The sequence below is a fragment of the Streptomyces sp. NPDC050388 genome, from assembly GCF_040655635.1.
In the GTDB taxonomy this organism is placed as follows: domain Bacteria; phylum Actinomycetota; class Actinomycetes; order Streptomycetales; family Streptomycetaceae; genus Streptomyces.
This window is the reverse complement of sequence record NZ_JBFAKH010000004.1, coordinates 161,413-186,764: the sequence shown is the minus strand read 5'-3', so window position 1 is coordinate 186,764 and position 25,352 is coordinate 161,413. Positions and strand designations below refer to the sequence as shown.

The 25,352-nt window shown below is 70.8% G+C and carries 24 protein-coding genes and 2 pseudogenes; 16 read left to right on the top strand and 10 right to left on the bottom strand.

Features of this window, described 5'->3' with window-relative positions; genetic code table 11:
* Positions 1–646 precede the first annotated feature (646 nt).
* The 5 genes from AB0I73_RS04180 to AB0I73_RS04160 form a co-directional block, all read right to left on the bottom strand.
* The gene (locus AB0I73_RS04180; RefSeq protein WP_363033554.1) at positions 647–2,452 is read right to left on the bottom strand and encodes a multicopper oxidase; all 1,806 of its coding nucleotides are present in this window, start codon (positions 2,450–2,452) and stop codon (positions 647–649) included.
* Positions 2,453–3,390: 938 nt separating this feature from the next.
* Positions 3,391–3,984, bottom strand: a complete 594-nt coding sequence (locus AB0I73_RS04175) for a DUF4291 domain-containing protein (RefSeq protein ID WP_363033552.1) — start codon at positions 3,982–3,984, stop codon at positions 3,391–3,393.
* A 278-nt stretch (positions 3,985–4,262) separates the two neighbouring features.
* On the bottom strand, positions 4,263–4,613 hold the full coding sequence (locus tag AB0I73_RS04170; protein ID WP_363033550.1) for a hypothetical protein: 351 nt from the start codon (positions 4,611–4,613) through the stop codon (positions 4,263–4,265).
* A gap of 62 nt (positions 4,614–4,675) precedes the next feature.
* Positions 4,676–4,855 carry a hypothetical protein gene (locus AB0I73_RS04165; protein WP_363033548.1) on the bottom strand — a complete coding sequence of 60 codons (180 nt, stop codon included), beginning with the start codon at positions 4,853–4,855 and terminating at the stop codon, positions 4,676–4,678.
* 207 nt (positions 4,856–5,062) lie between these two features.
* On the bottom strand, positions 5,063–5,353 hold the full coding sequence (locus tag AB0I73_RS04160) for a PH domain-containing protein (RefSeq protein WP_363033546.1): 291 nt from the start codon (positions 5,351–5,353) through the stop codon (positions 5,063–5,065).
* Positions 5,354–5,795: 442 nt separating this feature from the next.
* Between AB0I73_RS04160 and AB0I73_RS04155 the strand changes: the two genes are divergently transcribed.
* The 8 genes and pseudogenes from AB0I73_RS04155 to AB0I73_RS04120 all read left to right on the top strand — a co-directional run bounded on the left by AB0I73_RS04155 (position 5,796) and on the right by AB0I73_RS04120 (position 11,260).
* Entirely contained in the window at positions 5,796–6,290 is a 495-nt protein-coding gene (locus AB0I73_RS04155; RefSeq protein ID WP_363033544.1) for a hypothetical protein, read from the top strand.
* Complete coding sequence (locus AB0I73_RS04150) at positions 6,287–6,691, top strand: hypothetical protein (protein ID WP_363033542.1); 405 nt, start codon at positions 6,287–6,289, stop codon at positions 6,689–6,691. Before AB0I73_RS04155 ends, AB0I73_RS04150 begins: the two co-directional genes overlap by 4 nt.
* A gap of 190 nt (positions 6,692–6,881) precedes the next feature.
* Positions 6,882–8,015, top strand: coding sequence for a hypothetical protein (locus AB0I73_RS04145; RefSeq protein WP_363033540.1), 1,134 nt, complete (start codon positions 6,882–6,884; stop codon positions 8,013–8,015).
* A gap of 53 nt (positions 8,016–8,068) precedes the next feature.
* Positions 8,069–8,347, top strand: a pseudogene (locus AB0I73_RS04140) (DUF4291 family protein); the annotation flags it as partial.
* A gap of 178 nt (positions 8,348–8,525) precedes the next feature.
* A complete protein-coding gene (locus tag AB0I73_RS04135) occupies positions 8,526–9,128 on the top strand; it encodes a flavodoxin family protein (RefSeq protein WP_363033538.1) in 603 nt (200 codons plus the stop codon).
* Positions 9,129–9,139: 11 nt separating this feature from the next.
* Positions 9,140–9,841, top strand: coding sequence for a HemK2/MTQ2 family protein methyltransferase (locus tag AB0I73_RS04130; RefSeq protein WP_363033536.1), 702 nt, complete (start codon positions 9,140–9,142; stop codon positions 9,839–9,841).
* On the top strand, positions 9,825–10,157 hold the full coding sequence (locus AB0I73_RS04125; protein WP_363033534.1) for a CDGSH iron-sulfur domain-containing protein: 333 nt from the start codon (positions 9,825–9,827) through the stop codon (positions 10,155–10,157). The genes AB0I73_RS04130 and AB0I73_RS04125 overlap by 17 nt, the downstream gene beginning before the upstream one ends.
* Positions 10,154–11,260 (top strand): iron-containing redox enzyme family protein, encoded by a 1,107-nt coding sequence (locus AB0I73_RS04120; protein ID WP_363033532.1) that lies wholly within the window; start codon positions 10,154–10,156, stop codon positions 11,258–11,260. The genes AB0I73_RS04125 and AB0I73_RS04120 overlap by 4 nt, the downstream gene beginning before the upstream one ends.
* A 113-nt stretch (positions 11,261–11,373) precedes the next feature.
* Here AB0I73_RS04120 and AB0I73_RS04115 read toward each other — a convergent pair whose 3' ends face one another.
* From AB0I73_RS04115 to AB0I73_RS04105, 3 genes and pseudogenes are all read right to left on the bottom strand, one after another.
* Positions 11,374–12,801: a hypothetical protein gene (locus AB0I73_RS04115; protein ID WP_363033530.1), complete on the bottom strand. Its 1,428-nt coding sequence runs from the start codon at positions 12,799–12,801 to the stop codon at positions 11,374–11,376.
* Positions 12,802–12,943: 142 nt separating this feature from the next.
* Positions 12,944–13,435: a hypothetical protein gene (locus AB0I73_RS04110; protein ID WP_363033528.1), complete on the bottom strand. Its 492-nt coding sequence runs from the start codon at positions 13,433–13,435 to the stop codon at positions 12,944–12,946.
* Positions 13,432–13,881, bottom strand: a pseudogene (locus tag AB0I73_RS04105) (molybdopterin dinucleotide binding domain-containing protein); the annotation flags it as partial. The pseudogene AB0I73_RS04105 and the gene AB0I73_RS04110, both read right to left, overlap by 4 nt.
* A 254-nt stretch (positions 13,882–14,135) precedes the next feature.
* Here AB0I73_RS04105 and AB0I73_RS04100 point away from each other — a divergent pair.
* The 3 genes from AB0I73_RS04100 (at position 14,136) to AB0I73_RS04090 (ending at position 16,011) form a co-directional block, all read left to right on the top strand.
* A complete protein-coding gene (locus AB0I73_RS04100) occupies positions 14,136–14,273 on the top strand; it encodes a hypothetical protein (protein WP_363033526.1) in 138 nt (45 codons plus the stop codon).
* Between the two features lie 197 nt (positions 14,274–14,470).
* On the top strand, positions 14,471–15,427 hold the full coding sequence (locus AB0I73_RS04095; protein WP_363033524.1) for a TIGR03557 family F420-dependent LLM class oxidoreductase: 957 nt from the start codon (positions 14,471–14,473) through the stop codon (positions 15,425–15,427).
* 26 nt (positions 15,428–15,453) lie between these two features.
* Positions 15,454–16,011, top strand: a complete 558-nt coding sequence (locus AB0I73_RS04090) for an isochorismatase family cysteine hydrolase (protein WP_363033522.1) — start codon at positions 15,454–15,456, stop codon at positions 16,009–16,011.
* A 67-nt stretch (positions 16,012–16,078) separates the two neighbouring features.
* Here AB0I73_RS04090 and AB0I73_RS04085 read toward each other — a convergent pair whose 3' ends face one another.
* Positions 16,079–18,004, bottom strand: coding sequence for a cellulase family glycosylhydrolase (locus tag AB0I73_RS04085; protein ID WP_363033520.1), 1,926 nt, complete (start codon positions 18,002–18,004; stop codon positions 16,079–16,081).
* 306 nt (positions 18,005–18,310) lie between these two features.
* Here AB0I73_RS04085 and AB0I73_RS04080 point away from each other — a divergent pair, with 306 nt between their 5' ends.
* The 4 genes from AB0I73_RS04080 to AB0I73_RS04065 all read left to right on the top strand — a co-directional run bounded on the left by AB0I73_RS04080 (position 18,311) and on the right by AB0I73_RS04065 (position 22,719).
* Positions 18,311–18,514 carry a cold-shock protein gene (locus AB0I73_RS04080; RefSeq protein WP_109379033.1) on the top strand — a complete coding sequence of 68 codons (204 nt, stop codon included), beginning with the start codon at positions 18,311–18,313 and terminating at the stop codon, positions 18,512–18,514.
* A gap of 288 nt (positions 18,515–18,802) precedes the next feature.
* The gene (locus tag AB0I73_RS04075; protein WP_363033518.1) at positions 18,803–20,323 is read left to right on the top strand and encodes a DEAD/DEAH box helicase; all 1,521 of its coding nucleotides are present in this window, start codon (positions 18,803–18,805) and stop codon (positions 20,321–20,323) included.
* A 564-nt stretch (positions 20,324–20,887) separates the two neighbouring features.
* Positions 20,888–22,219, top strand: coding sequence for a lipase family protein (locus tag AB0I73_RS04070; RefSeq protein WP_363033516.1), 1,332 nt, complete (start codon positions 20,888–20,890; stop codon positions 22,217–22,219).
* A gap of 128 nt (positions 22,220–22,347) precedes the next feature.
* A complete protein-coding gene (locus AB0I73_RS04065) occupies positions 22,348–22,719 on the top strand; it encodes a hypothetical protein (protein ID WP_109379030.1) in 372 nt (123 codons plus the stop codon).
* A 25-nt stretch (positions 22,720–22,744) separates the two neighbouring features.
* Here AB0I73_RS04065 and AB0I73_RS04060 read toward each other — a convergent pair whose 3' ends face one another.
* Entirely contained in the window at positions 22,745–23,842 is a 1,098-nt protein-coding gene (locus AB0I73_RS04060) for a substrate-binding domain-containing protein (protein WP_363033572.1), read from the bottom strand.
* Between the two features lie 489 nt (positions 23,843–24,331).
* On the opposite strand from AB0I73_RS04060, the gene AB0I73_RS04055 reads away from it, so the two are divergent.
* Complete coding sequence (locus AB0I73_RS04055) at positions 24,332–25,306, top strand: hypothetical protein (RefSeq protein ID WP_363033514.1); 975 nt, start codon at positions 24,332–24,334, stop codon at positions 25,304–25,306.
* Positions 25,307–25,352 lie beyond the last annotated feature (46 nt).

Genomic DNA, 25,352 nt, shown 5'->3' with positions numbered 1-25,352 from the left:
GCTACCTGACCCCGCTGGAGATCCGGCAGCGGCACGAGCAAGGACACGCCCTCGCGGCGTAAGCATCGAGTGTCCAACGTCACGGGGAAAGTCCAGACACACCGACTCCACGGTCGTCGCCCACCAGGCGCACCCACCGCAGACCGGCCGGCCCGCAGCCCGGGAGGGTAGCTTCCCGGCGGCTTGGAAGCGGGACCGGATGACCTGGATCACCAAGCCGTGCTCACAGACGTCATCCATGTTGGCGTGCCGGGGAAGGTTTGCCGGGCTGCGGTCGTCTCGCGGGGCGAACCAGTCGGGTGCCCGAAGAGGACAGCAGGTGGCTTGCGAGCGGGACCGACAGCGCTGTTGCGCCATGAGAGGACGTGCTCTGAGCTTCTGGATCTGTCCGCGTCAGCGAGGGGTTCCTGCAGCGTCCAGCTATTGGTGCATGGCTTCCGTGGGAAGACTTGGGTTGCTGAGGGCGCGGGAGGCGATCTCCGGATTTGCGCAGCTTTGGAGGATGAGGTCGACTGGCAGCGCGGGGTGCGCGGCTGCCATGGCACGTACACAGCCGTCGGGGTCGGCAAGTAACCGGACCACAACGTCGACGGGCACTTCGAAGTCGATTTCCAGCGGTGGGTTCCAGCGGTTTTCTGATCGAATGTCAGGCCGGACCGACGCGCATGGGGCGCATCATTTCGTTGTCCTCGTGTTCCAGGAGGTGGCAGTGCCACATGTACCGGCCTGGCTGACCGAAGCGCACCTTGACCCGGGTTGTCTCGTGCGGATAGGCGAGCACCGTGTCCTTGAAGCCGCGCTCCCACGCCTCCGGGGGACGACGGCCGCCGGCCGGGAGCGTTTGCCTGTCGACGACCTGGAACTGCACTTCGTGGATGTGAATGGGGTGGGCGTCCGTCGTCAGGTTGTGGATCTCCCAGATCTCCGTCGATCCCACGGCGGGGTTCTCCGTGATGGGATCGGCCCATCCCAGTAGTCTCGGTTTGCCGTTCGGACCGATGACGCCGAGCAGAACCTCGCGGGGGCTCACGCCCGGCACGCGGGCCGAGGCCACCTCGCCGAGACTGACCTGTCGGGTGCGGTCTGCTGCGCCGAGGGGCTCGAAGGGTGGCAGCGTGAGCTGTACGGGAGGCGTCGATGTGTCCGCCGTGACGAGTGGTTTGATCACGAATTTCATGACCTGCCCGGTGGTCTTCGGGTTCGCCGCGGGGAAGTCGGTCCCGACCGTGCCTCCCGTGAACACGGCGTCCGGTCCCTCGTTGATCAGGTACAGCTCCGTGCCGACCGGGGTCGAGGAGAAGTCGACGACGACGTCAGCGCGTTCGGCCGGGGCGAGCAGCAGTTGGTCGCGCCGAACGGGTGCGGGCAGGAAGCCTCCGTCACTTCCGACCTGCCACAGGGAGAGCTTTGCCGGTACCGGCCTGCGAGCCGATCCATCAGTGGCGATCTTCAGGACCAGGGTACGTGCGTTGCAGCCGTTGAGGAACCGGAACCGGTAGCGGCGCGGCTCCACGGGCAGCACCGGCCAGGTCCTGCCGTTGGTGACCATCGCGTTGCCGAAGTACTCCGGGTTCCAGATCGGCGGTATGTCGCTGCCGGGCACGTAAGGGCCCTTGAACCCGTCGAAGAGCGCCCGGCTCGCCGGATAGAACAGGGTCCCGTCGGTGCGGAACGAGCGGTCCTGGATGACGACCGGGATCTCGTAGTAGCGCGTGCCGGACGGGTCACCGAGCCTCGGCGCGGGGCCGGGCAGAACACCTTCCCCCAGGTCCGACGGCCCGCCGCGCAGCAGGTAGAAGCCCGACATTCCGGCGTACACGTTCAGCCGGGTGATGCCCAGGGTGTGGTCGTGGAACCACAGGGTGGCGGCCCGGCTGTGGTTGGCGTAGTGGAAGACGGCCTCGCCCGGGCCCCAAGACACACCGAACTTCGCCTCGGACTTCTTCGCGAACTCCTCGTAGAAGGATCCGACTCGGGCGTAACCGGGGGGAATGCCCTGCGCGTCGGGCAGGTACCAGGCCTCGGCGTATCCGTCGCTCTCCTCCGTGTTCGCCCCGCCGTGCAGGTGGGTGACGACGGGAACCGGTCCGCCGTACGGCCCGGGTGTCGAGGTGAACGTGGGTCGGGAGTCCCGTCGCTCGGCCCCGCCCGGTGGGTTCGCCCAGTGGAGTGCGGGATCGACCGGGAGCAGATGCGGCAGGTATCCGCCGTTGGTGTCGACCAGTTGATTGACCCACCTGACCTGGACCGCTCGTCCGTACCGGGCTTCGATGGTGAACGCGGGAGAGTGGAACGTTTCGGGATGCCCGGTCGAGCCGTATCCGAACACCGTTGTGGCCGGCATGCCCGGGGGGAGTACCTGCTGCCGGAACTGCCGGATGCCGATCGTGTAGATGTCCTGGCCGGCCCGGTTGTCCAGCGGCATGACGGGGGGTATCACAAGTTCGGCCACGTACTTCCGTATCGCCGCCGGATCGAGGACTTCTGCTTCCGCCGGCGAAGCCCGCGGCATCGCCGTACCAGGGACGGAAAAGAGTGACGTTCCGCCCGCCAGAGTGGCCTGAAGGACGAGCCTCCTGCTGATCACTGGGCTTCTCACCTCGGCTCAGGTCATCGGAGCATGGCATCAGTGGCCTCCGGGCCGGGCCCTCGGCGGGCTCGGGCCCGTGTGCGGTCGGCTGCCGGTTACCGATGATCGTCGCATCGCCCCGGTGGATGCGCATGGCGGCCGCCGGCCGCCACGGAACACACTGGCGCCCCGCGATCACGGCGTTGTCGGCCCACTGCTCGAGCGCGCCTGCGGGCGGTGGAAGCCTGTCAGGGGTTTCGACGGGACGTCCTGCTCTGGTCCATCAGGGTGATGCCGCGACCCGGCGTCTCGCTCCGCGCCGCCGGACGCCGTGGGCAGCCCACCCCGGTCGGCGGCTTCTCCTGCAAGCCGACTCGCACGCTGGACGCCCCCACTGTGCAGACGTGGCGGGACGTACCCGGCAAGCCCCCACCCACGGCCATGACCATGTAACTCGACGAGCACCCCGGATCACGAGGCAGACCGGAGCACACCCTGTCCTCACGCCCGGTCCTGTCCACGGCCGACCGGCTGAGCAGTTCGCTCCGGTCCGTCACCACGATGGACAGTGTTGCTGCGGTGGGGCCACCAAGCCGAGCGGGAAAAGGGTCGTGAACACGGCTTGACGTGGGTCATCAAGGCGTGTTCACAGACCTCATCCGTGCTGCTCGCATGACCGGGAGCGGCCGCCAGCGTGTACCTCGCCTCGCGGGTGGGACGGTCAGCAGCCCTGCGGTGGGAGCTTGTCCTCCGTTCCGGCGAGCCTGTGCTGCCATGTGCCCCCTGGGCGATGCCGGCCTCCCCCCTGCCCGGATTGCTGGTCAGGGACACAGGTGGGCCAGCAGTTCTTCGCTGGCGGGATATCTCTGTTCCCGGGGAAGCAGTCGTGTCGCGGAGGCCGTATCACCGCGACTGACGAGCGTGCGGATTTCGCGGGCGAGTGGCGTCACGTCCCTGATGGACAGGGTCCACTCGTCCGCGTAACGCGTCGCTGCCTCGCCCGAGAGACCGAGTTGCAGCGAGCGGTACGACAGGGGACGCAGGTTCAGGTCGCGTTCAGGATCCCATTGGACACGGGCCGGGGCGCGCTTGAGGTCGCGCTGCCAGGTGCTTCGATCAGCGTGCAGCCCGCGGACGTAGCTCGACAGACAGGCGTGGCGCAGCGCCCAGTCGAAGCCGTCGCGCGCGATCTCCACGGCAAGAACGGTCTCCTGTCCGGTGCTCGTGCCCCAGTTGGAGCGGTACATCATCCACAGGAAGCTGGGCTTGATCCACGTCATGCGATCCCGCAGCCACGCGGACGGAAAGCGGCCGTCGTGGGCGGCAGGCAGTCCGATTTCAGGGGCGTACGCCTGGTAGACGGTGATCGTGGATGCCGTGTGGAGCGCGCGGATCCCGCGGTGCGGTTCTTCCATGGCGTACAGCGTGGGGTCGACCGGCTCAGGTGGCCACCGATTTTCGACCACTGCTCGCTGCAACGGAGCACGCCAGCCGCAGCACCGTGCGAGTTGCCGGTCTCAGAGGGCACGGCGGCAAAGCAGGAGCAGCCGGTGCGGCAGGGATGACGTCAGCCGTCGGCTGCCGACCCGGCTCCGACCGACTCCCGGCGGCGTGAGCACCGCCCGGGAATGGGAGAGCTGGGAGGGCAGCCCACGACGGTGTCACCAGGTGGGCCGGGGCTCGAGCGGAGCCTTCAGGGAAGGCGGCGCCCCATCTTTGCCGACTGCCGATTGTGGCCCTTCGTGTCCCACCACTCCTCCAGCAACGCACGCACGATGTACACAAGTTGCTCAAGCCGCTCGGAGTCCGGGGCCGATGAGACGAGGACGTCAGTGAAGGAGCTGTCGTCCCAGAGAAGTGTGACCGCCCAGCGTTCGTCCTGTCGTCCCGGGCGTTCCACCGTGATCCGGTATTCCAGCACGGCGACACCGCCCGGACGGTGCTCCACCGACAGATCGGCGATATCGAACCTCACACTGCCGTCACCGGCCGTGTACGAACGGGCGAGTGCCTGCTCGGCTGGTGTCCTGGCCGTTACGCTCACTCCCTTCCCTTCCCTGCGCCGCGTGTACGGGATTCGACCCAGGATTCAGCACTTGGGGTCGACTACCGCCATGCTCTGGTTGCGTCGACCTTGTACGCGGTCAGCAGATCGGTCTTCCCGGCAGGGGTGCCGATGATGGTCCGGAACTTCTCGATGCGCGGACAGGACTTCGTGTAGGTGGAGTATCCACCCCGGCCGTTGGGGTCACCGGACCAGATGGCCGTGCTTATCTTTTTGTCCATGCTCGCGTTCCAGCCGTGGCGGGGAGATGTGCAAGGTCTTTGAACCCTGCTTGACGTGGGTCATCATGCCGCGTTCGCAGCCCCCGGCAGCGACATGCCGCCTGAGGCCTGGCCTGCATCAACTCTTTTGGACAGGCTTGCGCAAGGGTGGAGCACGGCTACTGCCGCATCAGTCGACGCTTGCCCCGTCGACTACCTGATGCGGCATCAATTGCCGGCCGCACGAGCCCTGTACTGCCGGATCGTCGCCAACTTCGCCTCGAACCTGGGGTCGTGCATGCGGGCGGTGAGGGTGCCCGGAACCGTGAGCGCCCTTCCGCGATCCCGGACGATCCGCACCTCCGACCGCGTGCCACTCCGCGCCGGCAGGCAACGCTCCTCAATCTCCGCAACCTCACCCCAGGGCACTGATCTGCGACGGAAAAGAGTGTGCAACTCCATGCCCTCGGTCGTGAGGAGCGTCGCACCGTACCCCTGGTTGATCATGGAGAAGATCATGGGCGAACAAAACACTGCGACGCCGCCGACCCACCACCATCGCTCAGCGGCCGGTGCAGAGAGCCCTACCGCCAACGCCATGCCGAGGAAGGTCAGCGTCGTGAGTCCGGCCCGCCACCAGTACCTCCTCCGTTCAGTGGTATCGAAACGGATCCATGTCTGAGGCGGCACAATCCGGATGCTACCGGTGGCCGATGCACCCGCCACCACCTCAGCGAGCTCAAAACCATGGCTTGGGAAGCCGAGCGTGAGGGTGCCGAGCGTCGAGCCAGGGCGAACGTTGTCTGTTAGGGCACTACGTGACCGACCTGTGCGGAGCGAGCCTTGGTCAGACGGTCGAAGCCAGTTGCACCACTCCGAGGGATGTGACCGCCCGTGCCGGTGCTGCCGCTCATCGGAAACGAGGATGCGCCGGCAGTGCTTGACGGCTACAACGGCATGTATGACGGTCTTCCACTGCGCGAAGTGCGGAGTCGAACTCACCCCGGACTTGGTGGAGCTGCCCTCCGTGCCAGAAGTCTCGGGCCGTGACAAGGATCGGGACGAGGAGACGCGTCTGGCCCCCTCCAGCGTGCCGCGAGGGCACCATGCCGTTGATCCCGAGCCGTGGGACGCACCGTTCACCCCGCCGACCGACGAACCTCGGCAGCACCATTCGCGCCGACTACTCATGCCGCCCGAGCTGAGCGATTGGGCCCCGGCCGGCCTGAGGAACAGCGTCGTCGTGCATCCTCAAGACGTACCCGCTCTGCGGCTGCTGGATCAGGGTGGCTCGCACTGGGGCTGCTGCGGTCCGCTCGGCACCGGGGGCCGCACCATGGCCTGTGGATGCGGTGTCCTCGTCGCCACCCTCGCTGCCGACTGCATGGGCCCGTACGAAATCCACCTCGATCCCGTACGGGTGCGGGCGTTCGATACGAAGGGATCGAAGAGATGAACAGCCGTCCTGGGGCAGCGCATGCTGCCGAACTGGAACCGCTCAGGCGCCACCTCCGTGACCCCTCGTTCGAGTTCGATGTGGGACCCGGGTGGCGGGCCCTTGTGCTGCGGTGCCACGAGGCGGTCGTCGCGGCGTTTCCCGAGTACGAGCTTCTGGCGGTGAAGCAGAAGTGGGCGGTCCTGGCCTTCCAGGCGTTTCCTCGGCCGTGGAAGCAGGGTGGAAACTGGACGTCCGACGAGGCGGTCAGGCTCAACGCGCTGGTGGCCGAGTTCACGGCCGCCAGCGAGCACATCTGCGAGCGCTGCGGCAACCCTGGAACGCTGCGCGAGACCCGACCGATCGAGCTGGTTCTCTGTGGTGCGTGCGAGTCCTGCGTGGGACCGGACGGCCGTCTGTAGGCGCTTCTTGCTTCACGCCGCCACCAAAGGTTCGTGAGCGAGGCTTGACGTGGGTCATCAAGCCGCGTTGACAGACTCCTGTCGGTCGCCTGCGTTCGGGGTCATGGACGCTCTTCGGAGGCGGGAGAACGCCTGAGCCCCACGGGTGGGGACACGTTCGATGTCAGTGGCCCTTTCTAGGCTGCCGGCCATGAGCAGATGGATGGGGAACACCCAGGTCCTGGCAGAACAGGCCGCTCAATACCGGGCCCTCGCGGAGCGCGGCGCTCTGCCTGAGCTGTCTCGCGCCGTCATGCGGGCCGCCTGCAACAACGGCTCCATGACGGGTGTGGGGTTCGAGAACATGGAGCTCCTACGCGCACTGCCCGACAAGGACCGGCTGGAGCTCGCCGGCATATGGGCCCGTTGGTACGCCCACGTGGAAGACGACTGCTCGGCCGAGGAGTTCAGGCGGGATCCGGGGTACCTCCGCACCGAACTACTCATGGTCGCTTCCGGAGTCGTCCGTGGCCTCGACGGGGACCTGTTGGCTGCCGAACGCCAGGAACAGCTCTCCCGGTTGAAGGACCAATACCTCATCTGGTCGACCCACCGGATCTGGGAACTGGCCGATGCGGAACTCGCAGCCGGACGTACTCCCGACACGGCCGTCCTGGCCGCCTTCCGGCGCACAAGTGCGGCGGCGAACCTGCCGGGCTTCCGTCGCACGCGGGCGGCCGCGAACGGCGCGGAGCCCGGAATGCGGAACCTACTGGCTCATTTTCCCGGTCCGGTGCTCAATCCCGGTGAACCGTGGGCCGACGCGGCTCTCAAGGAAGCAACTGCCGGAGGAGAGCCGTGGCAGCGGCTGCTGGAGCATGCGGCCCCCGCGACGGCCTACGCACCATCAGCGAAGTGGAGACGGACCGGATCGGCCCTGCTGGACGCCGTTGGCCCGGAGGAGGCGCGACGGGCAGTACTCAGATGGTTGGAGCCGGCTCATCTGGATCGAACCTTCCCGCTTCTCGGTCATCCGCACCTCCCGTTCGATGTGAACGCGTGTTTCGACCCCTACAACTCCCACGTGCTCCGTGGACTCGCTTGGATGCTTTCCCTCCTTCCGCCTCGGCCGGACACCGTCCATGCTCTCGTCGGCCTCGTCGAGACCTCCCTGGATCATCGGTCCGGAGACGCTCCCCGCTCGCCCCAAGTGGCTGAGGCGGGCATCGTCGCGCTGGCTCTGCTCGGGAATCGGGCAGCACGGACGGAACTGGAGACCCTGAGCAGACGGGTCACGCACAAGGGCACGTCGCGGCGCATAGACAAAGCACTCGCGGTGCTCTGATCAGGCCGCGACCGCTCTTGCCCACACCTGGCTCGCCACGCCGTCAGCCACATCGAACGACCGGGCGGGCGCCGGCGCGGGTCCAGCGGGACCCCGAGCGCGATGTGCACCTGCGGCCGCTCGCCCACCGCTCGCTGCGGCTCGGGCTCGCCGGTGAGGCGGCACGCCGCCACGCGGACGAGGGGACGCTCTCCGTCGCCGGCACCACCGCTCTCGCGCACGAGATCCACGGGCGTGTGCGGGACGGCGGCCTGGAAGCAGCCCGGCGGCTTCTTCCCCACGAGCCGCCCCGCCCCGTTCCCGGCGGGCTCCTGGATCACCTGCGCCACTGAGAGCAGTCGCCGGTCGAGACGTCCGCCGTGGCCCGGAGCCAAGGTGGCGTCGCAGGAACACCGGGGGCGGGTCGGCGACTCCTTCGAGCTCGTTACGTCCGGCGCCACGGGGTACTCGTGGGGCGCTGCCGGTGGATGTGCGCGCAGCGGGCCACCTGTCCCCGATGCCGGAGCGGTCGTGAAAGCACTCGTCGTCAACTGCACCCTCAAGCGGTCCCCCGAGCCTTCCAACACCGAGGCGCTGGCCTCCGTGGTCGCGGAGCGGCTCTCGGAACAGAACGTGCAGGTCACGTCCGTGCGGGCGGTCGACCTCGACATCGCCCCCGGCGTGGTCACCGACGCCGGCGACGGCGACGAGTGGCCTCGGGTCCACTCGAAGCTCCTGGAGTCCGAGATCCTGATCATCGCCTCGCCCACCTGGCTGGGCCGGCCGTCCTCGGTGGCGCAGCGCGTCCTCGAACGCATGGACGCGATGATGTCCGAGACCGACGACGAGGACCGCCCCGTCGCCTACAACCGGGTGGCCGGCGTGGTGGTCACCGGGAACGAGGACGGCGCGCACCACGTCATCAGCGAGATCTCGGGGGGCCTCGCCGACATCGGCTACACGATCCCCGGCCAGGCCTGGACGTACTGGCACCTCGGCCCCGGTCCGGGGCCCGACTACCTGGACGAGCAGCGGGGCCGCGACTGGGCGCACAGCACCGGTCACGCCATGGCCGACAACCTCCTCGGTGTCGCGCGGGCCCTGTCGGCGATGCCCTTGCGGGCAGGTGGCTGAGAGAGGCGCCCATGACAGCCCCCCTGCCGGCCTCCGAGCAGGCCGGATCCCTCACCGCCGCCCCCCGTCTCCGCTGCTGGGTCCCCCGGGGCGTGTACACCCCGCAGACCGACACCGGGCTCCTGAGGCGGGCGTTGCGCCGCGAGCGGATCACAGGAGAGACGGACGTACTGGACCTCGGCACCGGAAGCGGCCTGCTCGCGGTGGAGGCGGCCCGGCTCGGCGGCCGGGTCACCGCGGTCGACATCTCGTGGAGGGCGCTCGCCACCACCTGGTGGAACGCCCGGCTGAACGGGCAGTCCCTGCGGGTGCGCCACGGCGACCTGGCGACGGCCGTGCCCGGCCGCCGCTTCGACCTGGTGATCACCAATCCGCCCTACGTGCCCGCTCCGAGCACCGCGCCGCCGCGGGGCCCCGCCCGGGCCTGGGACGCCGGGTCGGACGGCCGCCTGCTGATCGACCGCATCTGCGACAGCGCGCCGACGGTCCTGCGGCCGACGGGGACGCTCCTGATCGTGCACTCGCACCTGTGCGGCGTCGACGCCTCCCTGACCCGTCTGGAGGGAGCCGGTCTGCGCCCGGAGGTGGTCGACCGGGCCCGGCTGCCCTTCGGCCGGGTGCTGCGCTCCCGGCTCGCCTGGCTGCGCGAGCAGGGTCTGACGGCCGACGGAACGACGGAGGAGCTGGTGGTCATCCGTGCCGAACACGCCTGAACGTCCTCGCCGCGTCCGCGTCCAGCGCGACGGGCCGCTGCTCATCGAGGGGCCGGTCGAAGTGGTCGACGAGCACGGCGAGGTGATGGTCTCCCAGCGCTTCACCGTGGCCGTCTGCACCTGTCGCCGGAGCCGCATCTTCCCCTGGTGCGACACCAGCCATCGGCGCCGCTGCAAACCCTCCGGCCCGGGCTCCCGTGGCGAACGGACCGAACAGCCCGAACAGCCCGATCGGCCCGACCGGCCCGAACACCCTGGACATCCCGAACGGCCCGACACGGAACCGGGTCGCGTGAAGGAGGGCGAGGCCCCGTGACCGGCTCCGCCGCCCGACGCCGGCTCCGGCTGCTGTCCCCGCCGCTGCCCGAGCCGCGCGGCCCGCTCTCCGCCGCGGTGACGGCCCTGCTGCGGGGATCGGACCCCGCAAGCGCGGACGCCGGGGGTGTGCCGTCTCCCGAGCGGTGTGCCGCCTACGGCGACGACCTGCAACTCGCCCTCTACGTCCTCTACGAACTGCACTACCAGGGGTTCCAGGGCGTCCCCGACAGCCTCGAGTGGGACAGCGGCCTGCTGGCCTGTCGCGGTGCGCTCGAGCGTCGCTTCCTGAGCGCGCTGCGCGAGGACGTGCCGGTGGACGACACGGACACGGCCCGGCAGGCGCTGGACGAACTCCAGCTCGAACCGGTCGGCGACGACGGCGGCGGCGTCTCCCACTTCCTCCGCGACGAGGGCAGCCTCGAGCACCTGCGTGAGTACGCCGCGCTGCGTTCGCTGTACCACCTCAAGGAGGCGGATCCGCACGCCTGGGTCCTCCCGCGGCTCCACGGACGGGCCAAGGCCGCCATGGTCGCCGTCGAGTTCGACGAGTTCGGTGCGGGCCGCGCCGACGAGATCCACGCGGAACTGTTCGCCGACCTCATGGAGGACCTGCGGCTGGACACGGCGTACGGCCACTACGTCGACGCCGCGCCGGCCGAGGCGCTCGCCACCGTCAACCTGATGTCCCTGTTCGGCCTGCACCGCGCCCTGCGTGCGGCGCTCGTCGGGCACTTCGCCGCCGTCGAGACGACCTCGTCCCCGGGTTCGCGCCGCCTCGCCGAGGCGCTGCGCCGCGTGGGCGCGGGCCCGGCGGCCGTACGGTTCTACGCCGAGCACGTGGAGGCGGACGCGGTGCACGAGCAGGTCGTACGCCACGACGTCGTCGGCGGGCTCCTGGAGGGCGAACCGCACCTGGATGCCGAGGTGGTGTTCGGGATCCGCGCGACCGCCCACCTCGAGGACCGCCTGGCGGCCAGGCTGCTCGGCGCCTGGCGCCGGGGGGCCACCGCACTGCGCGGGGACAGGCCGCTGGAAGCCGGCATCCGCTCTTCGGCCCAACCGCCCGGGCCCGGGCCCCGGCTCGGGACGGCGGCCCCTTGACCGCGAGGGCCGGCCCGGTGCGAAGGAGACCCCCGTGAACGACGCCCCGGCCGTGGACCGGACACCGGGCAGGACTCGGCGCCGGTGCGGCGGCCGGGGCGTCGCCGGGGTGTTCAGCGGCGGGGGTGGAAGACGAGCTGCCGCCCGGGGCCGTCCGCGGGAAGGACGAACCCTCCCACGTCCTGCAGCATCAGGAACGGGACCTCGGTGTCCTCCGGCAGGTCCTGGATTTCACCGGTTTCGAGCGAGAAGGAGACGGGGTCGTACCCGGACGCACCCGGACTCTGCCGGTAGCCGTGGGCGACACCGTCGTCGCCGACGGACAGCAGGCGGATGCCCGCCGACTCGTCGTCCAGGCAGTACGCCTGGTCCCGCTCGAAGTCGAAGGCGAGGGCGCCCTTGACGACGTAGCGGCCGTTCGGCGACGCGGCGGTCCGGACGGGGGTGTACTCCGGTCCGGCCTTCACGTTGCATGGCGCGGACATCTCCAGCTTCCCGGACTTCAGGTCGTGCATGGCCGTGACATCCGACCCCTTGAAGGAGGGCCAGGTGGAGACCACGTGGTCCCCGATGATCTCGAGCACGCGGCCGGCCTTGTCCGCTTTGTGCGGGTTGACGCCCGGCGGAACGGCGTCACGCGACAGCCAGGATCCGGCCACCCCGAAGCCGCCTATAACGAGCGACATCAGCGGACCGTCCGGAGAGAGCCCGGCCACCGTGCCGCCGATGCAGTTCTCCCAGCCCTCGTTCACACAGACCGGAGGCAGTTCCACCTGGTCCTCCTCATACGTCTGCACGCGATTCGCCGAGATGTCGATCGACGCGGAACTGCGGTCCACGCTGCTCGGGGGGACCCAGGCCACCACGACCCCGTTTCCGCCGTCACCGACCTCGACGCGGGCGTTACCGACGTCGGCCGGAATGGCGATGGTACGGGCGGGAGCGACGTCCTTGCCCGATGAGTCGGCCAAGTAGAAGGCGAGAGAGATCGTCCCTGATTCCGTGTCGTCAGAAGCACTTTCACCCGAGGGATCCACAGGGGAGACACGGTTACCGGAGGCGGCTTCATCGGAGTCCGCCTGGTCCTCGCCGTAGGCCCAGAGGGTGACGTACTCACGGCCGTCCTGGTCCACCACGAGAAGCCGGGGCGGCGAGACCTGGCCTTCGCCGTCCACCGGGGCCGGCGGCTGCCACACGGCGCTGCTCCAGCGGAGCGTGCCGGTGGCCGCGTCGCGCGCTTCGACGACGTAGCCCTCGTCCTTGCGCTGGAGGAGGGCGACGACGCCCGCCCGGGGCACGGCCTCCACGGGCGGGAGGGAGGCCACCCTGGCGTCGCGCTCCTCCGGGAGCCAGTCGAGGGAGGCGCTCCAGCCCTTGGAGGTGTCGAAGCCCTCCGGTGCCTTCACCGACGGCTTCGAGGAGGCCCCGGGGCTCGACGAGGAGCCGCCCGAACCCTCGTTCCCCGCCGATCCGTCGTCACCGCCGCTGCCGCAGGCCGTCAGCAGCCCGACAGCCACCGCGGCGGCGACGGCTCTTCCCATGATCCTCATCGTGTGCCCCCTTCGACCGCGGGAAGGCAACCACGACCAGCGCGCCCCCCGCACACAAGATCAGCAAAATGCTTGGAGGGTACAACATGTTCCGTGACCGCAGGCTCCGGGGCCCCGGGGAGGCCGCAGCCGGTCACAGGCTCGTCAGGACCTGCGGGGCGAGGGTCTTGATCAGGGTGTTGGTCCAGCGCATCTGCCGCAGGGTCTGCGGGTGGCACTCGGAGACCACGGCGAGCAGCCCCTCGTCCTTGGTGGCCTGTGCGAGCTGCGCGAGCATCTCCCAGTGCAGGGAGTTCTCCGCGGCGCCCAGGTGCAGATCCCGGAGGTCCCGCAGGAGCAGCAGACCGGGCTCGGGGCGGTGCCCCACCGCTTCGGCCGTCTTCTCCCTGAGCGCCGACAACAGCCCCGGGAAGGGGGCCTCAGGAACATCACCGAGGTGCAGGCCGTGGTCGTGGCCGATGCCGGTCAGGCGCCGGGCGTGTTCGCGGGACCAGTGGGCGAGGTCTGTGGCGACGTGGTGGACCTCGTGTTCGGTGCGGTGGCGTTCGGCCACGGTCGTCAGCTGCCCGGCGAGGCGTCGCTCGCCGTGGTGGAGCGTGCGGAGGGTGAGGGTGAGACCGTTCACCGGGCTTCCTCCCCACGGTCCGGAAAAGCGTCGCCCGACTGGGTGGCGAGGGCGGGCGTTCCGCCGGTGGTGGGCGGTACGGCGTCGGCGCGGGAGGCGGCCGAGGCGGTGGTGGTCGGTGCGGGGGCGTGGTGGCCGTCCGCGCGTTCCACCAGGCGCAGCGCGGCCGCGGCGGTCTTGAACAACGGCTGCTTCGACGCGGGGTCCCAGTCGGTGATCGTCGCCTCGTTCGCGGCGCGCCCGGGTGTTCCGCCGTCCGGGCCGTGCCCGGCCTCGGTGTCCCAGTAGCCGTAGTGGAAGGGGACGAACAGCAGCCCCGTACGGATGTCGGTCACCCGGAGCCGGCCCCGCAGGGCGCCACGGGGTGTGGTGACCTCGACCAGATCGCCCTCGTCGAGTCCGAGCGCGTCCCCGTCGGAGTGGAGGAGCGACGAGGCCTGCACCCATCGTTGCACCCGGCTCGCCTCGACACCCGGCTCGAGATACGTGTCCACGCGTACGGGCCACGACTCGTGCGCACCGTAAGGGGTACGGCTGCCCCAGGGGTGGGCGATCCGGTCCACCGAAGCCTCTGCAGCCTCCATGTACGCCTCCCAGCACACACCGACGGCGTCCGCCGCCTCGTCCCCGGTACCCCTCGCCCCACTCCTGTAACGCCGTCAGGGACGTCTCGGGCGCTTCCCGGCTTCCCGGATCCCCGGTGACCGGATCCGCCGGCGACGGTGCGGGGAACGGACTCCGCCGGGTGCCCGGCAGGCCCAGCGACGGTGAGAGCACCGCCGAACGCGACCCCGAGTCGGCTCTCGGCGACATCAGCGCAGCGAAGCCCCACCAGTAGTGCCGCCTCATCCATAAAAGGGGGCCCGGCGAGGCGAGTGTGTTCCACCCCCGCCGGGAGCCCGACGGCATGGGGCCGGGCCGCGGGAACCCGACTCCCCGCACGCCGCGCCCGCGCGCTGTTAGGCCTCGGACCACCGGGTACTCGGCGGTACGTCCCCGATCGCCACACGCCTCACATGGGAGACGGGAGAGAAGATGGCCGACTTCGGATACTTCCTGTCGTGCGAGGAGCACAGCCCGGCTGAACTCGTCGAGCAGGCCAGAATGGCCGAACAGGCCGGCTTCGACTCCCTCTGGATCTCGGACCACTACCATCCGTGGAACGACCGGCAGGGCCAGAGCCCGTTCGTGTGGACGGTGATCGGCGCCCTGTCGCAGGCCGTCTCGCTGCCCGTCGAAACGGCGGTGACCTGCCCACTCGTACGGACTCATCCCGCGGTGACCGCCCAGGCGGCCGCCACCTCCGCCGCCCAGCTGGGTGGCCGTTTCCGACTGGGGGTGGGCACCGGCGAGGCGCTCAACGAGCACATCCTGGGCACACCCTGGCCCGAGGCGTCGGTACGCCTGGAGATGCTGGAGGAGGCGGTCCAGATCATCCGGCAGCTGTTCACCGGCGAGCAGACCAGCCACCGCGGCAAGCACTACACCGTGGAGAACGCCCGGCTGTACACCCTGCCCGACGAACCGGTGCCCGTCGACGTCTCCGCCTTCGGCCCGCAGGCCGCCGAGGTCGCGGCACGCATCGGCGACGGCCTGATCACGACGGCGCCCGACGCCGCCATGGTCGAGCGCTTCCGCCGCGGTGGCGGCGGCACCAAGCCGGTGTACGGCGGACTGAAGGTGTGCTGGGGCGCGGACCGGCAGGAGGCGCTGCGCACCGCACACCGCCTGTGGGCCAACGAGCAACTGCCCGGGGAGCTCCCGCAGATCCTGCCGACCCCACGCCACTTCGAGCAGGCGTCCGAGTTGGTCACCGAGGACCGGGTGGCGGCCGCCGTACCGTGCGGTGACCACCCGGACACGCACATCGAGGCCCTGTCGGCGTTCGTCGACGCGGGATTCGACACCGTGTACGTCAACCAGATCGGCAAGGAGCAGCAGGGCTTCTTCGACTTCTACCGCACGAAGGTCCTGCCGCGACTGCGCGACTGACCCACACGAGGGACGGCGGTGGAACCATGGACCGGCCCGCGGGCACGACGAACCTCGCTCTCGTCGTGATCGACATGATCAACACCTACGAGCACGAGGACGCCGAGCTGCTCGTCCCGTCCGTCCGACGTGTCGTACCCGTCCTGGCGGAGCTGATCGGACGGGCCCGCGGGGCGGACGTGCCGGTGATCTACGCGAACGACAACTTCGGCCTGTGGCGCTCCCACCAGGGGGAACTCGTGGCCACCGCTCTGGCCCGGCCCCATGCCGACCTGATCGAGCCGATAACGCCCGACGACGAATCGCTCTTCGTGGTGAAGGCCCGCCATTCCGTCTTCTACGAGACACCCCTGTCCTACCTCCTGTGGCGGCTGGGCGTCGGACACGTGGTGCTGAGCGGTCAGGTCACCGAGCAGTGCGTCCTCTACTCCGCCCTGGACGCACACATCCGCCACCTGGAGGTCACCGTGCCCAGGGACGCCGTCGCCTCCATCCATCCCCATCTGGAGTCCGCCGCCCTGGAGATGATGGAGCGCAACATGGGCGCCCGGGTCACCACGGCGAAGGAGATCGACTTCCCGTGACGGGAACCGCGCTTCCCGCCGCGCCCCGAGCTCCGGGACCGCCCGCCCCTCGACCACGGGGGACCGGTCAGCCGAGGGTGCGGCAGTACAGCGCGTCCGGGGTCCGGAAGGAGCCGAAACGGCCGGTGTGGGCGATGCCGGCGGCGTACTCGCCGTCCGCGCACTGGCCCTTGTGGTGGCCGTGCGCGAAGTCGCCGCCGCCGGGGGCCGGCCCCCTGTTGTCGCCCCGGTCGAACCAGACCGTGCGGCCGGTCGTGGCGGTGATCGCGCCGGGCCGGGCGGCCGCGCACAGGGCGGCCGAGACGGCGGAGCCGCGGACGCTGTAACCGGTGAGGAAGTACCCGTCGGGGCACTGGAGTTTGGTGTAGCCGGACGCCCAGTCGCCGCCCGGAGCGACGTGCCGCTCGTCGGTGACCACCCGGTGTCCGCGGGCCGGGTCCCACAAGGGCCCGGCGGTCACGTCGGAGCACAGGCCCCGGTTGCCCGTGTGGCTGAGGCCGAGGAGGCGCTGTCCGTCGGGGCAGACGGCCTTGCGGGCGCCGGAGTCCCAGTCGGGGAGCGCGCGCATGCGCCGCGAGGCGACGAAGTCGGCGTGGTCGGGGCTGAGCATCGACCAGTCGGCCACGGGGCTGATGCGGCCGGTGCGACCGGAGGCCCCGATGAGCCGGGTCCAGGCGGCGGCACGCCAGTCGTCGCCGTCGTAGAGGCCCATGCGGCGGCCCGCGGCGTCCCAGTGCAGCAGCGCCCAGCCGTTGCCCGCGCGGTTGTCGTGCCAGCCGACGAGCGGCCAGTACGCGAAGTCGGCGTCGGTACGGATCAGGTGGTCGACGAAGTTCTCGAACCAGGCCCGCTGTCCGGCACCCGTCTCACCGCGGCCTCCGACACCGAACTCGCTGATCCAGACAGGGGCGGTGAAGTGCCGGTCCTGTTCGGCCGACACGTAGAAGGCCTGGCGGTTCAGTACGTCGATCAGTTCGGCGGGGGCGAGGTCCTGGTAGCGGGGGTCGGTGGTCTCGCCGATTCCGGTGGCACCGCTGTGGTGAGGGCCGGTGTAGCCGTAGAAGTGGGCGGAGTACACGAGCTTGCCGGAGTCGACGAGGGTGTGCGAGAGCCGGCGTACGGGCTCCAGTGTGGGGCGTCCGTGCGCGAAGCCGTCCACGGGGATGCCGGTCCAGTTGATGCCCTCGACGATGATGAGGAGGTCGGCGTTCGCCTCCGTCAGGATGCGGTCGCCCAGGCGCTGGGAGGCGGTGAACCAGTCGTGCTGGTCGCCCAGGCCCCAGTTGGGGTCGTCCCAGACGGTGCGGCGGACCTCGTTGTACAGGTCGGCGCCCACGACCCGCTGGTTGTCCTTGTAGCGGCGGGCCATGAACAGCCAGTCGTCCTCCCACTTCTCGGTGGACCGGCTCGCGTTCCAGCGTTCGTTGCCGTCGACGCCGCAGCACCAACGGGTGGTGTTGGTGTGGTTGTTGAGGATCACCGCGAGTCCGGAGGCGGTGAGTTCGCGGACCACGACGTCGTAGACCTGGAGCGGGGTCTTTCCGCGCAGGGCGGGGTTCGCGGCGACGGAGCCGTCCGTGACGGGACGGCCGTCGTGGATCATCTCGTTGGAGAAGGGCAGCCGGATGCTGTTGATCCCGATCTCCTGGAAGCCGGAGATGATCTCGGCCATGGGGGCGCGGTCCAGGCCGAGGGGCATCCGGCCGGCGTTCTCCCCGGCGTGGTGCCGGGCGTCCTCGTCCCTGCTTCCCGAGCCGTTCCACGTGCCGCTGGCTCCGTGCCAGTTGCCGGAGCGCAGCTTGAAACGGTCACCGTCCGCGTCGACGATCCAGCGGCCCCGGGTGCTGAGGGGCGCCGTCCAGTCCTCGGCGGAGGCGGACGCCGGCCCGGGGGCGGGCCCCTGCGGCGCCGCGGTCGCGGCGGGCGCCAGGGGCGCCAGGACGAGTACGGTGGCCAGAGCCGCCCTGCCGAAGAATCCGCGCACGGTCACCACCCCGAGGCTGAGTTGTCATGCCCATTCTCACACTGCGACCATCATGAGGGCCGGCGCGACATTGGTCCAGTCCTGCGCGCGACCGAGCCGGCGCACACCGGGGGCCGTGCTACCGTGAAGAGTTGCAGTTTCGGTTACCAGAGACCCAGAGACTTCGAGTGCTCTTCCGGCCTTCCGTCGACGAGCACTCTTTTTTGTTGCTGGAGAGCTTCGCGGCTCACCAGGAATACGGCCGGGTGGATCGTTGCTGCAACGACGGGCCCACAAGGTGTGGGCCCCGAGCACTGCCCTCAAGGGAGATTCAATATGGCATCTGGCACCGTGAAGTGGTTCAACGCGGAAAAGGGCTTCGGCTTCATCGAGCAGGACGGCGGCGGCCCCGACGTGTTCGCCCACTACTCGAACATCGCCACCTCCGGCTTCCGCGAGCTTCAGGAGGGCCAGAAGGTGACTTTCGACGTCACGCAGGGCCAGAAGGGCCCGCAGGCCGAGAACATCGTTCCCGCCTGACGTCGACGCCGACGCACGGCGCGTGGCCGGGACCCGCACTTCTGTGATGCGGGCCCCGGCCCACTGCGTTCTCCCTCTCCCCCCGGTCCTCGGCCCGGCAACGAAGCCGGTGCCGTTCCCGCACCCACGGCGCGCCCCGCTCTCGCTCCTGCGATCCGACACTCCCGGCCGCCGACCGATTCTTCGTCTCCCTGTTACTTCGGCTCATTCTTGCGAATCCTCATGCGGCCGCGCAGGTCCCCGCCGGGAGGAATTCCTCGATACGTGCCGCATCGAGGAAGGTTCCGCATGAACCGCAACCGCACAGCCCGTTCGAACAACACCTCCTCCCGCTCCCGTACGGACAAGGCCCCCACGGGCTCCGGCCGGGGCGGTCGCGTCCGCTCGCAGGGGACGGGCCGCCAGGGCGCCGCTTCCCGTTCGGGCAAGGCCGGGCACGGCGGCGGCCGCGGAGGCCGCGGAGGCCGTCCCGTCGCGTCCGGTGGGGAGTTCGCCCCGCCGGTCACCCTCACCCCGGCGCTGGAGCCGGTCGAGTCCTTCTCCGAACTCGACATGCCCGAGAGGCTGTTGACCGCCCTCGGAGCCGAGGGAGTGACCACCCCGTTCCCGATCCAGGCCGCGACGCTGCCGAACTCGCTGGCCGGCCGGGACGTGCTGGGCCGCGGGCGCACCGGCTCGGGCAAGACGCTCGCCTTCGGCCTCGCCCTGCTGGCCCGCACCGACGGGCAGCGGGCCGAGCCCCGGCAGCCGCTGGCCCTCGTCCTCGTACCCACCCGGGAACTCGCCCAGCAGGTCACCGACGCCCTCACCCCCTACGCACGCGCACTGCGCCTGCGCATCGCCACCGTGGTCGGCGGGGTGTCGATCGGCCGGCAGGTGAGCGCCCTGCGCGCCGGGGCCGAGGTCGTCGTCGCGACACCCGGCCGGCTCAAGGACCTCATCGACCGGGACGACTGCCGCCTGGACCAGGTCGCCGTCACCGTCCTGGACGAGGCGGACCAGATGGCCGACATGGGCTTCATGCCGCAGGTGACCGCCCTGCTCGACCAGGTGCGCCCCGAGGGCCAGCGCATGCTGTTCTCCGCCACGCTGGACCGCAATGTCGACCGTCTGGTGCGCACCTACCTCCACGATCCCGTGGTCCACTCGGTCGACCCGTCCGCGGGCGCGGTCACCACGATGGAGCACCACCTGCTGCATGTGGACGACGACGACAAGCACGCCACCACCACGGAGATCGCCGCCCGCGACGGGCGCGTGATCATGTTCCTGGACACCAAGCACGCCGCCGACCGGCTGGCCAAGAAGCTCCTCGCCGTCGGGGTGCGCGCCTCGGCCCTGCACGGCGGGAAGTCCCAGTCCCAGCGCACCCGGACCCTGACCCAGTTCAAGGACGGCCACGTCACGGTCCTGGTGGCCACCAACGTCGCGGCCCGCGGCATCCACGTCGACAACCTGGACCTCGTCGTCAACGTCGACCCGCCCGGCGACCACAAGGACTACCTGCACCGCGGCGGGCGCACCGCCCGCGCCGGTGAGTCCGGTACCGTCGTCACCCTGGTCCTGCCGCACCAGCGCCGCGACATGACCCGTCTGATGAACGACGCCGGCATCACCCCGCAGACCACCCGGGTACGCCCCGGCGGGACCGAGCTGAACCGCATCACCGGAGCCCAGGCTCCCTCGGGCGTACCCGTCGTCCTCGCTCCGCCGCCCGCCCAGAACAAGCCCGCGCGTTCCGGGTCCTCGTCCCGCGGCCGACGCGGCCGTCCCGGCCAGGGGCGCCGCCGCCCGTCCGCCAAGGGGTAGGGCAGGCCCCGGTCGCGCGGGTCGAGCTCGGTCGGGATGTGCGACACGTACGTCTCGACGGTCTCGCGGCCGATGACCACCCGGGCAGCGGTCTCGGCGTTCGACAGCCTCTCGGCGACGGGTTTCGGCGCCTCGGTCTCGCGAGGCGCCGGGGCGGACAGCGCCTCGTACACGTGCTCGTCGAGGTCGAAGGCGGTGACCACCAGGACCTTCATCGGCCCGGCGGCGCCCGGTCCGGCCGGGCAGGCGGGCCGCCTCCCTTCCGTCCAGGACACGGACCGGGACGCCGGAACCGGGGGCGGGGGCGGGGGCGGTCATCCGTGGCCTCCGGAGGGAAAGCGGGCGGGCGCGCCGTACGGACGTGGCGTCAGGTCACCGGACTCCCACGGGTGGTGACACCAGGCCGTCGACCGCGCGCCGGGCCCTGCGCCTGCGGGCGCATTGCCGAACCGTGACCTCCCGACTGCTACCGCGAGTAACTTACCCCTAGGTAAGTTCAGTTCGAACCACCCCCCGAGCGGCGCGGAGGCCGCTTCCCGCCTGCTGCTTCACAGGAGGTTCGCCATGCCCCCACGCCCGCGCACCAGGCTTCTGGCCGCGACGGTCACCGCCGCCGCCTGCATCGGCGCCCAAGCGATCGCCGCCGTCCCCGCCGCGGCGACGGACGAGGTCGTGTCCCGGGGCGTCACCATCCCCGCGTTCTACCACCCGCCCGCCCACCTGCCCGCCGCCGACGGCACCCTCGTCCGGAGCGAGCCCCTCCCGCTGGCCCTGAGCCTGCCCGGCCTCAAGGGTCGGCTGCCGGGAAGCGCGACCCGGCTGATGTACAAGTCCACCGACTCCAGCGGGCAACCGGTCGCCGTCACCGGCGCCTACCTCGAACCGGCCGCCCGCTGGAAGGGCCGCGGGCCCCGGCCCCTGGTCGCGGTGGCACCCGGCACCATGGGGCAGGGCGACCAGTGCGCCGCGTCCCTGGGGCTCGAGCGCCCGCTGACGCTCAACGGCCGGACGGTGTCCGTCGGTTACGAGAACCTGACGATCCACCGCCTCCTCGCGAAGGGCGTCGCCGTGGTCGTCACCGACTACGCGGGCCTGGGCACGACCGACCGGCTGCACACCTACGTGAACCGGGTCGACGAGGCCCACGCGGTCCTGGACGCCGTCCGCGCCGTCCGCTCGGTGCGCGGAGCCTCGGTCACCGCCGACTCCCCGGTCGGGCTCTTCGGATACAGCCAGGGCGGCGGGGCGAGTGCGGCGGCCGCCGAACTCCAGCCCTCCTACGCCCCCGACGTCCCCCTCGCCGGGACGTACGCCGGAGCGCCGCCCGCCGATCTGACCTCGGTCACCAGGGCCATCGACGGCAGTGAACTGGCGGGTGCGCTGGGCTGGTCGCTGAACGGCTTCCTCCAGTCCGACCCGTCCCTGAGACCCCTCGCCGAGGCACATCTGAACGCCGTCGGCAAGGCGGCGCTCACCGACCTGTCGACGATGTGCCTCGGCGACGCCCTCTTCGGCCATGGCTACGCCAAGAGCACCCGATGGACCCGCGACGGGCGCTCCATCAGCGACATCATCGCCGCCACGCCGGCCCTCCGGGCGTTCCTGGACAGCCAGCGCATCGGCACGCTGAAACCGTCCGGTCCCGTCCGCGTGGCGACGGGCGTCAGCGACGACCTCGTACCGCACGGACAGGCCCGCGGCCTCGCCGTCGACTGGTGCCGCAAGGGCGCCGACGTCACCTACAAGGCCGTCGTCCTGCCCGACGTCGGCAGCCCACTGCTCAACCACTTCGCACCGCTGCTGACCGACCAGGGCAGCGCCATCGACTGGCTGACCGACCGGCTGTCCGGCAAGCGGGCCGCCTCCACCTGCCGGAGCATGCCCGTACAGCCCTGACGACGGCGATCGGTCCTGGTCCGCGGCTCCCGGCAGCCCGGGCACCACCGCCGCGAAGTGCCGCCACGTCGAAGTGATCCGGGCCGCCGGCCCCCCGCCGGGCCGGGGCTCGGCTAGGCTCTTCGACCATGTCGCACCCTGACGATCTGCTCGTCGCCGTCGCCGCGATGGTCGAGGCGGACCGGGACAGCCAGATGTCGCTCACCGTGGTGGTCCCCGGCGCCGTCATCACCGGACGGCTGGCCCCCGAGGCCCTGTGGAGAGAGCGGGTGGCGGAGGTGCTGCGCGACTCCGCGCGGCTGACCCACTTCGCCGTTCCGTTCGAGGAGGCCGGCGGGGGCGGGAGCCCGTCACGCCCCTCCCACCTCCACTTCCACGTCGCCCGCATCCTCCAGGGGAGCTACGGCATCCCCGACACCGGGGGGATGTACCGCGTCGCCCTCGCCGAGGTGAGCGCCTGGACGGTGGGGGACATCGGCTACGCGGACCAGCTGACGTAGTACGCGGACGAGGCCGGCCGGTGGTCTACGGGATGAGGCCGATCGAGGCGCAGGCCGCCCGGTACTCGGCGGTGCAGATGTCCTTGACGTCGTAGACGTCGTCCCGGATCACCGTGTCCTCGATGTTGTCCCGCGTCAGGGCGACCACCGGTATCAGCATCGTCGGGATGTCCTTCTGCGTCGCGCTGTCGACGCGGTCGACGGTCAGCGAGTCGAACTGGATGTCCCGCCCCTGGACCCGGGCCACCGCGATCTCCGCGGCGCCGCCCGCCGCGAGCCGGAACGACTTGTACACCGTCATGTGCTGCGTGCCCTCGACGACCCGCTGCACGCCCTCCAGATCGGCGTCCTGCCCGGTCACCGGCGGGAGGTCGGAGACCCCCGCCTCCTCCAGCGCCTCGATGACGGCTCCGGCCATGCTGTCGTTCGCCGAGTAGACGGCGGCGACGTCGTCGGCGCCGATGGCGTCGATCGCCTTCTCCATGTTCGCCTTGGCGACCTCGGGCCTCCACTTCTCGGTGTCGTACGTCTTGACCACGTCCACCTTCCCGTTCAACTCGTTGAACGCGCCCTTCTTGAACAGGGCCGCGTTCGGGTCGGCGGGCGCGCCGTTCATCACGACGACCTTGCCGTCCTTCCCCTCGCCGCCGAGCGCGTCGACGATCGCACGGCCCTGCACCTCGCCGACGAGCTCGTTGTCGTGCGACACGTACGCGTCGACCGGGCCCTCGGCGAGCCGGTCGTAGGCGATGACGGGGATGCCCGCGGCCTTGGCCTTCTTCACGTCCGGTCCGACGGCCCTGGAGTCCACCGCGTTCACCAGGATCACGTCGACCTCGTCGTCGATCATCCGGCCGAACTGCCGGCTCTGCTCGGCCGCGCTCCCCCCGGCGTTGGCGTAGGCGACCCTGCCCTTCTTGCCGGTGAGAACGCCGACCCGCTCCTCGATGAGGGGGCGGTCGAACTTCTCGTAGCGCGCCGCGTCCTTGTCGGGCAGGAGGAGGCCCACCGTGATGTCGTTGCGCTCGCTCGGCGACGCGGAGTCACTGCTCCCGCCGGTGTCGCCGAGCGCACCGCACGCGGAGAGCGAGAGGAGCGAGAGGGCCGTGAGGCCGACCGTCACAAGAGTGGTGCGGGTGGTACGGGTGGTGCGAGGAGTGCAGGGATTCACATCAGGTGCCTTCCGGGCGAGGGGGCAGCGCGGCGACCGGTGAGGGGCAGCCAACGCCGCGCGGCCCGGCAGCGTCAAGCCGTGCCCGTCACGCGGCCCCACCTGTCGGTGCCACGGCCCGAGCGGCCGCCACCGGTCCGATTCATGGCAGTGACGACCCGAATGGGCTGTGCTCTCCGCTCCGGAACCGCCGTTGCTCCAGGGGATTTTCACTGAACATCATCCAGCCGGGAGCGCCCCGCGCACCGGACGCCGCACATGCTCACGGCATTCACGCGAAGCGGGCGGAGAACGTGCGCAGGAGTGACACACGGACTGCACACAGCGGCTCGCGGGTGTCGTTAGCGTTGCTGTTCCTGCTCCACTCGCTCTCGCGTGCGAATGCGAACGGGCCGTCCCCGGCTCGGCGGGTGCGCGCATGCCGACTCAGGAAGACAACGGATGGACTACTGCTCCACGTGTCGCCGGCATCTGAACGGCGCCCTGGTGTGCCCCGGATGCGGCGCCTACGCTCCCGACATCACGCCGAGCGCCATAAACGGTCGCACGGTCACCGCCCCGGTGACGACGACCGCGCCACCGGGTGCGGAAGCCGCCGGGGTCACCGAGGCCGCGGAGCGTGTCGACGCGGGTGCCGGTGCGTTCCACGACTCCGGCCTCGACCCCGACCCCGCGGCGGCGTCCGCGTCCGTGTCCGCAGTATCTGCGACGCCTGCGATGTCCGCGATGGCCGCGCCCACGGGGCGGGCGGCGCGGCGACGGCAACTGGCGCGGTGGAAGAAGACCCAGCGCCGCGCCCTGGTCGCCACGGCGGTGGCGTTCGTCGGCGGTGGTCTCACCGTCGCCTCGATGGACCGGGGTTCCGGCGACCGCACCCAGGCCGCGACGGCACCCGAGGTCACCGGTATGGGTGGCGCGAAGGAGCCCGCGGAGCAGTACGGCGACCCCGCACCCGCGGTGCCCCCGCCCGGCACGCACCGGTCCTCCCCGGACCGGCCCCCGCAGTCGGCCCCGGACGACGCCCCGGACCCGCAGCCGACCGGCGCCGAGTCGACACCCGCCGTCGCGTCGGGCACCCGGTCGGACGGCGTCACCGGCACGCCCACGACGGCGGCGCCCCCGCCGCGGACCACCTCGCCGTCCACCGGCTCGGGTGCGGAAGCCGGCTCCGGCTCCGGCTCCGCCGAGGGCAGCACCGGTGCCGATTCCGGCTCCGCCGCGGCGACCCGTCCGACGAGCCCGCCCGTGGCCGCCTCCGGCACCGGAGGCACCGGGGACGGCAGCGGCGGCGGGAGCGGGAGGTCGGAAGGCGAGAGCGGCTCGCAGCCCGCCCCGCAGGCTCCCTCGACGCCCCCGCCCGACTCACCGAGCACGCCCCGCTCCGAGCTGTGCCTGCTGGTGATCTGCCTCGGCTGACCGCCCCCGGCACGTGTTCCGCGCCGTGCTGCGGAACAATCGGAAC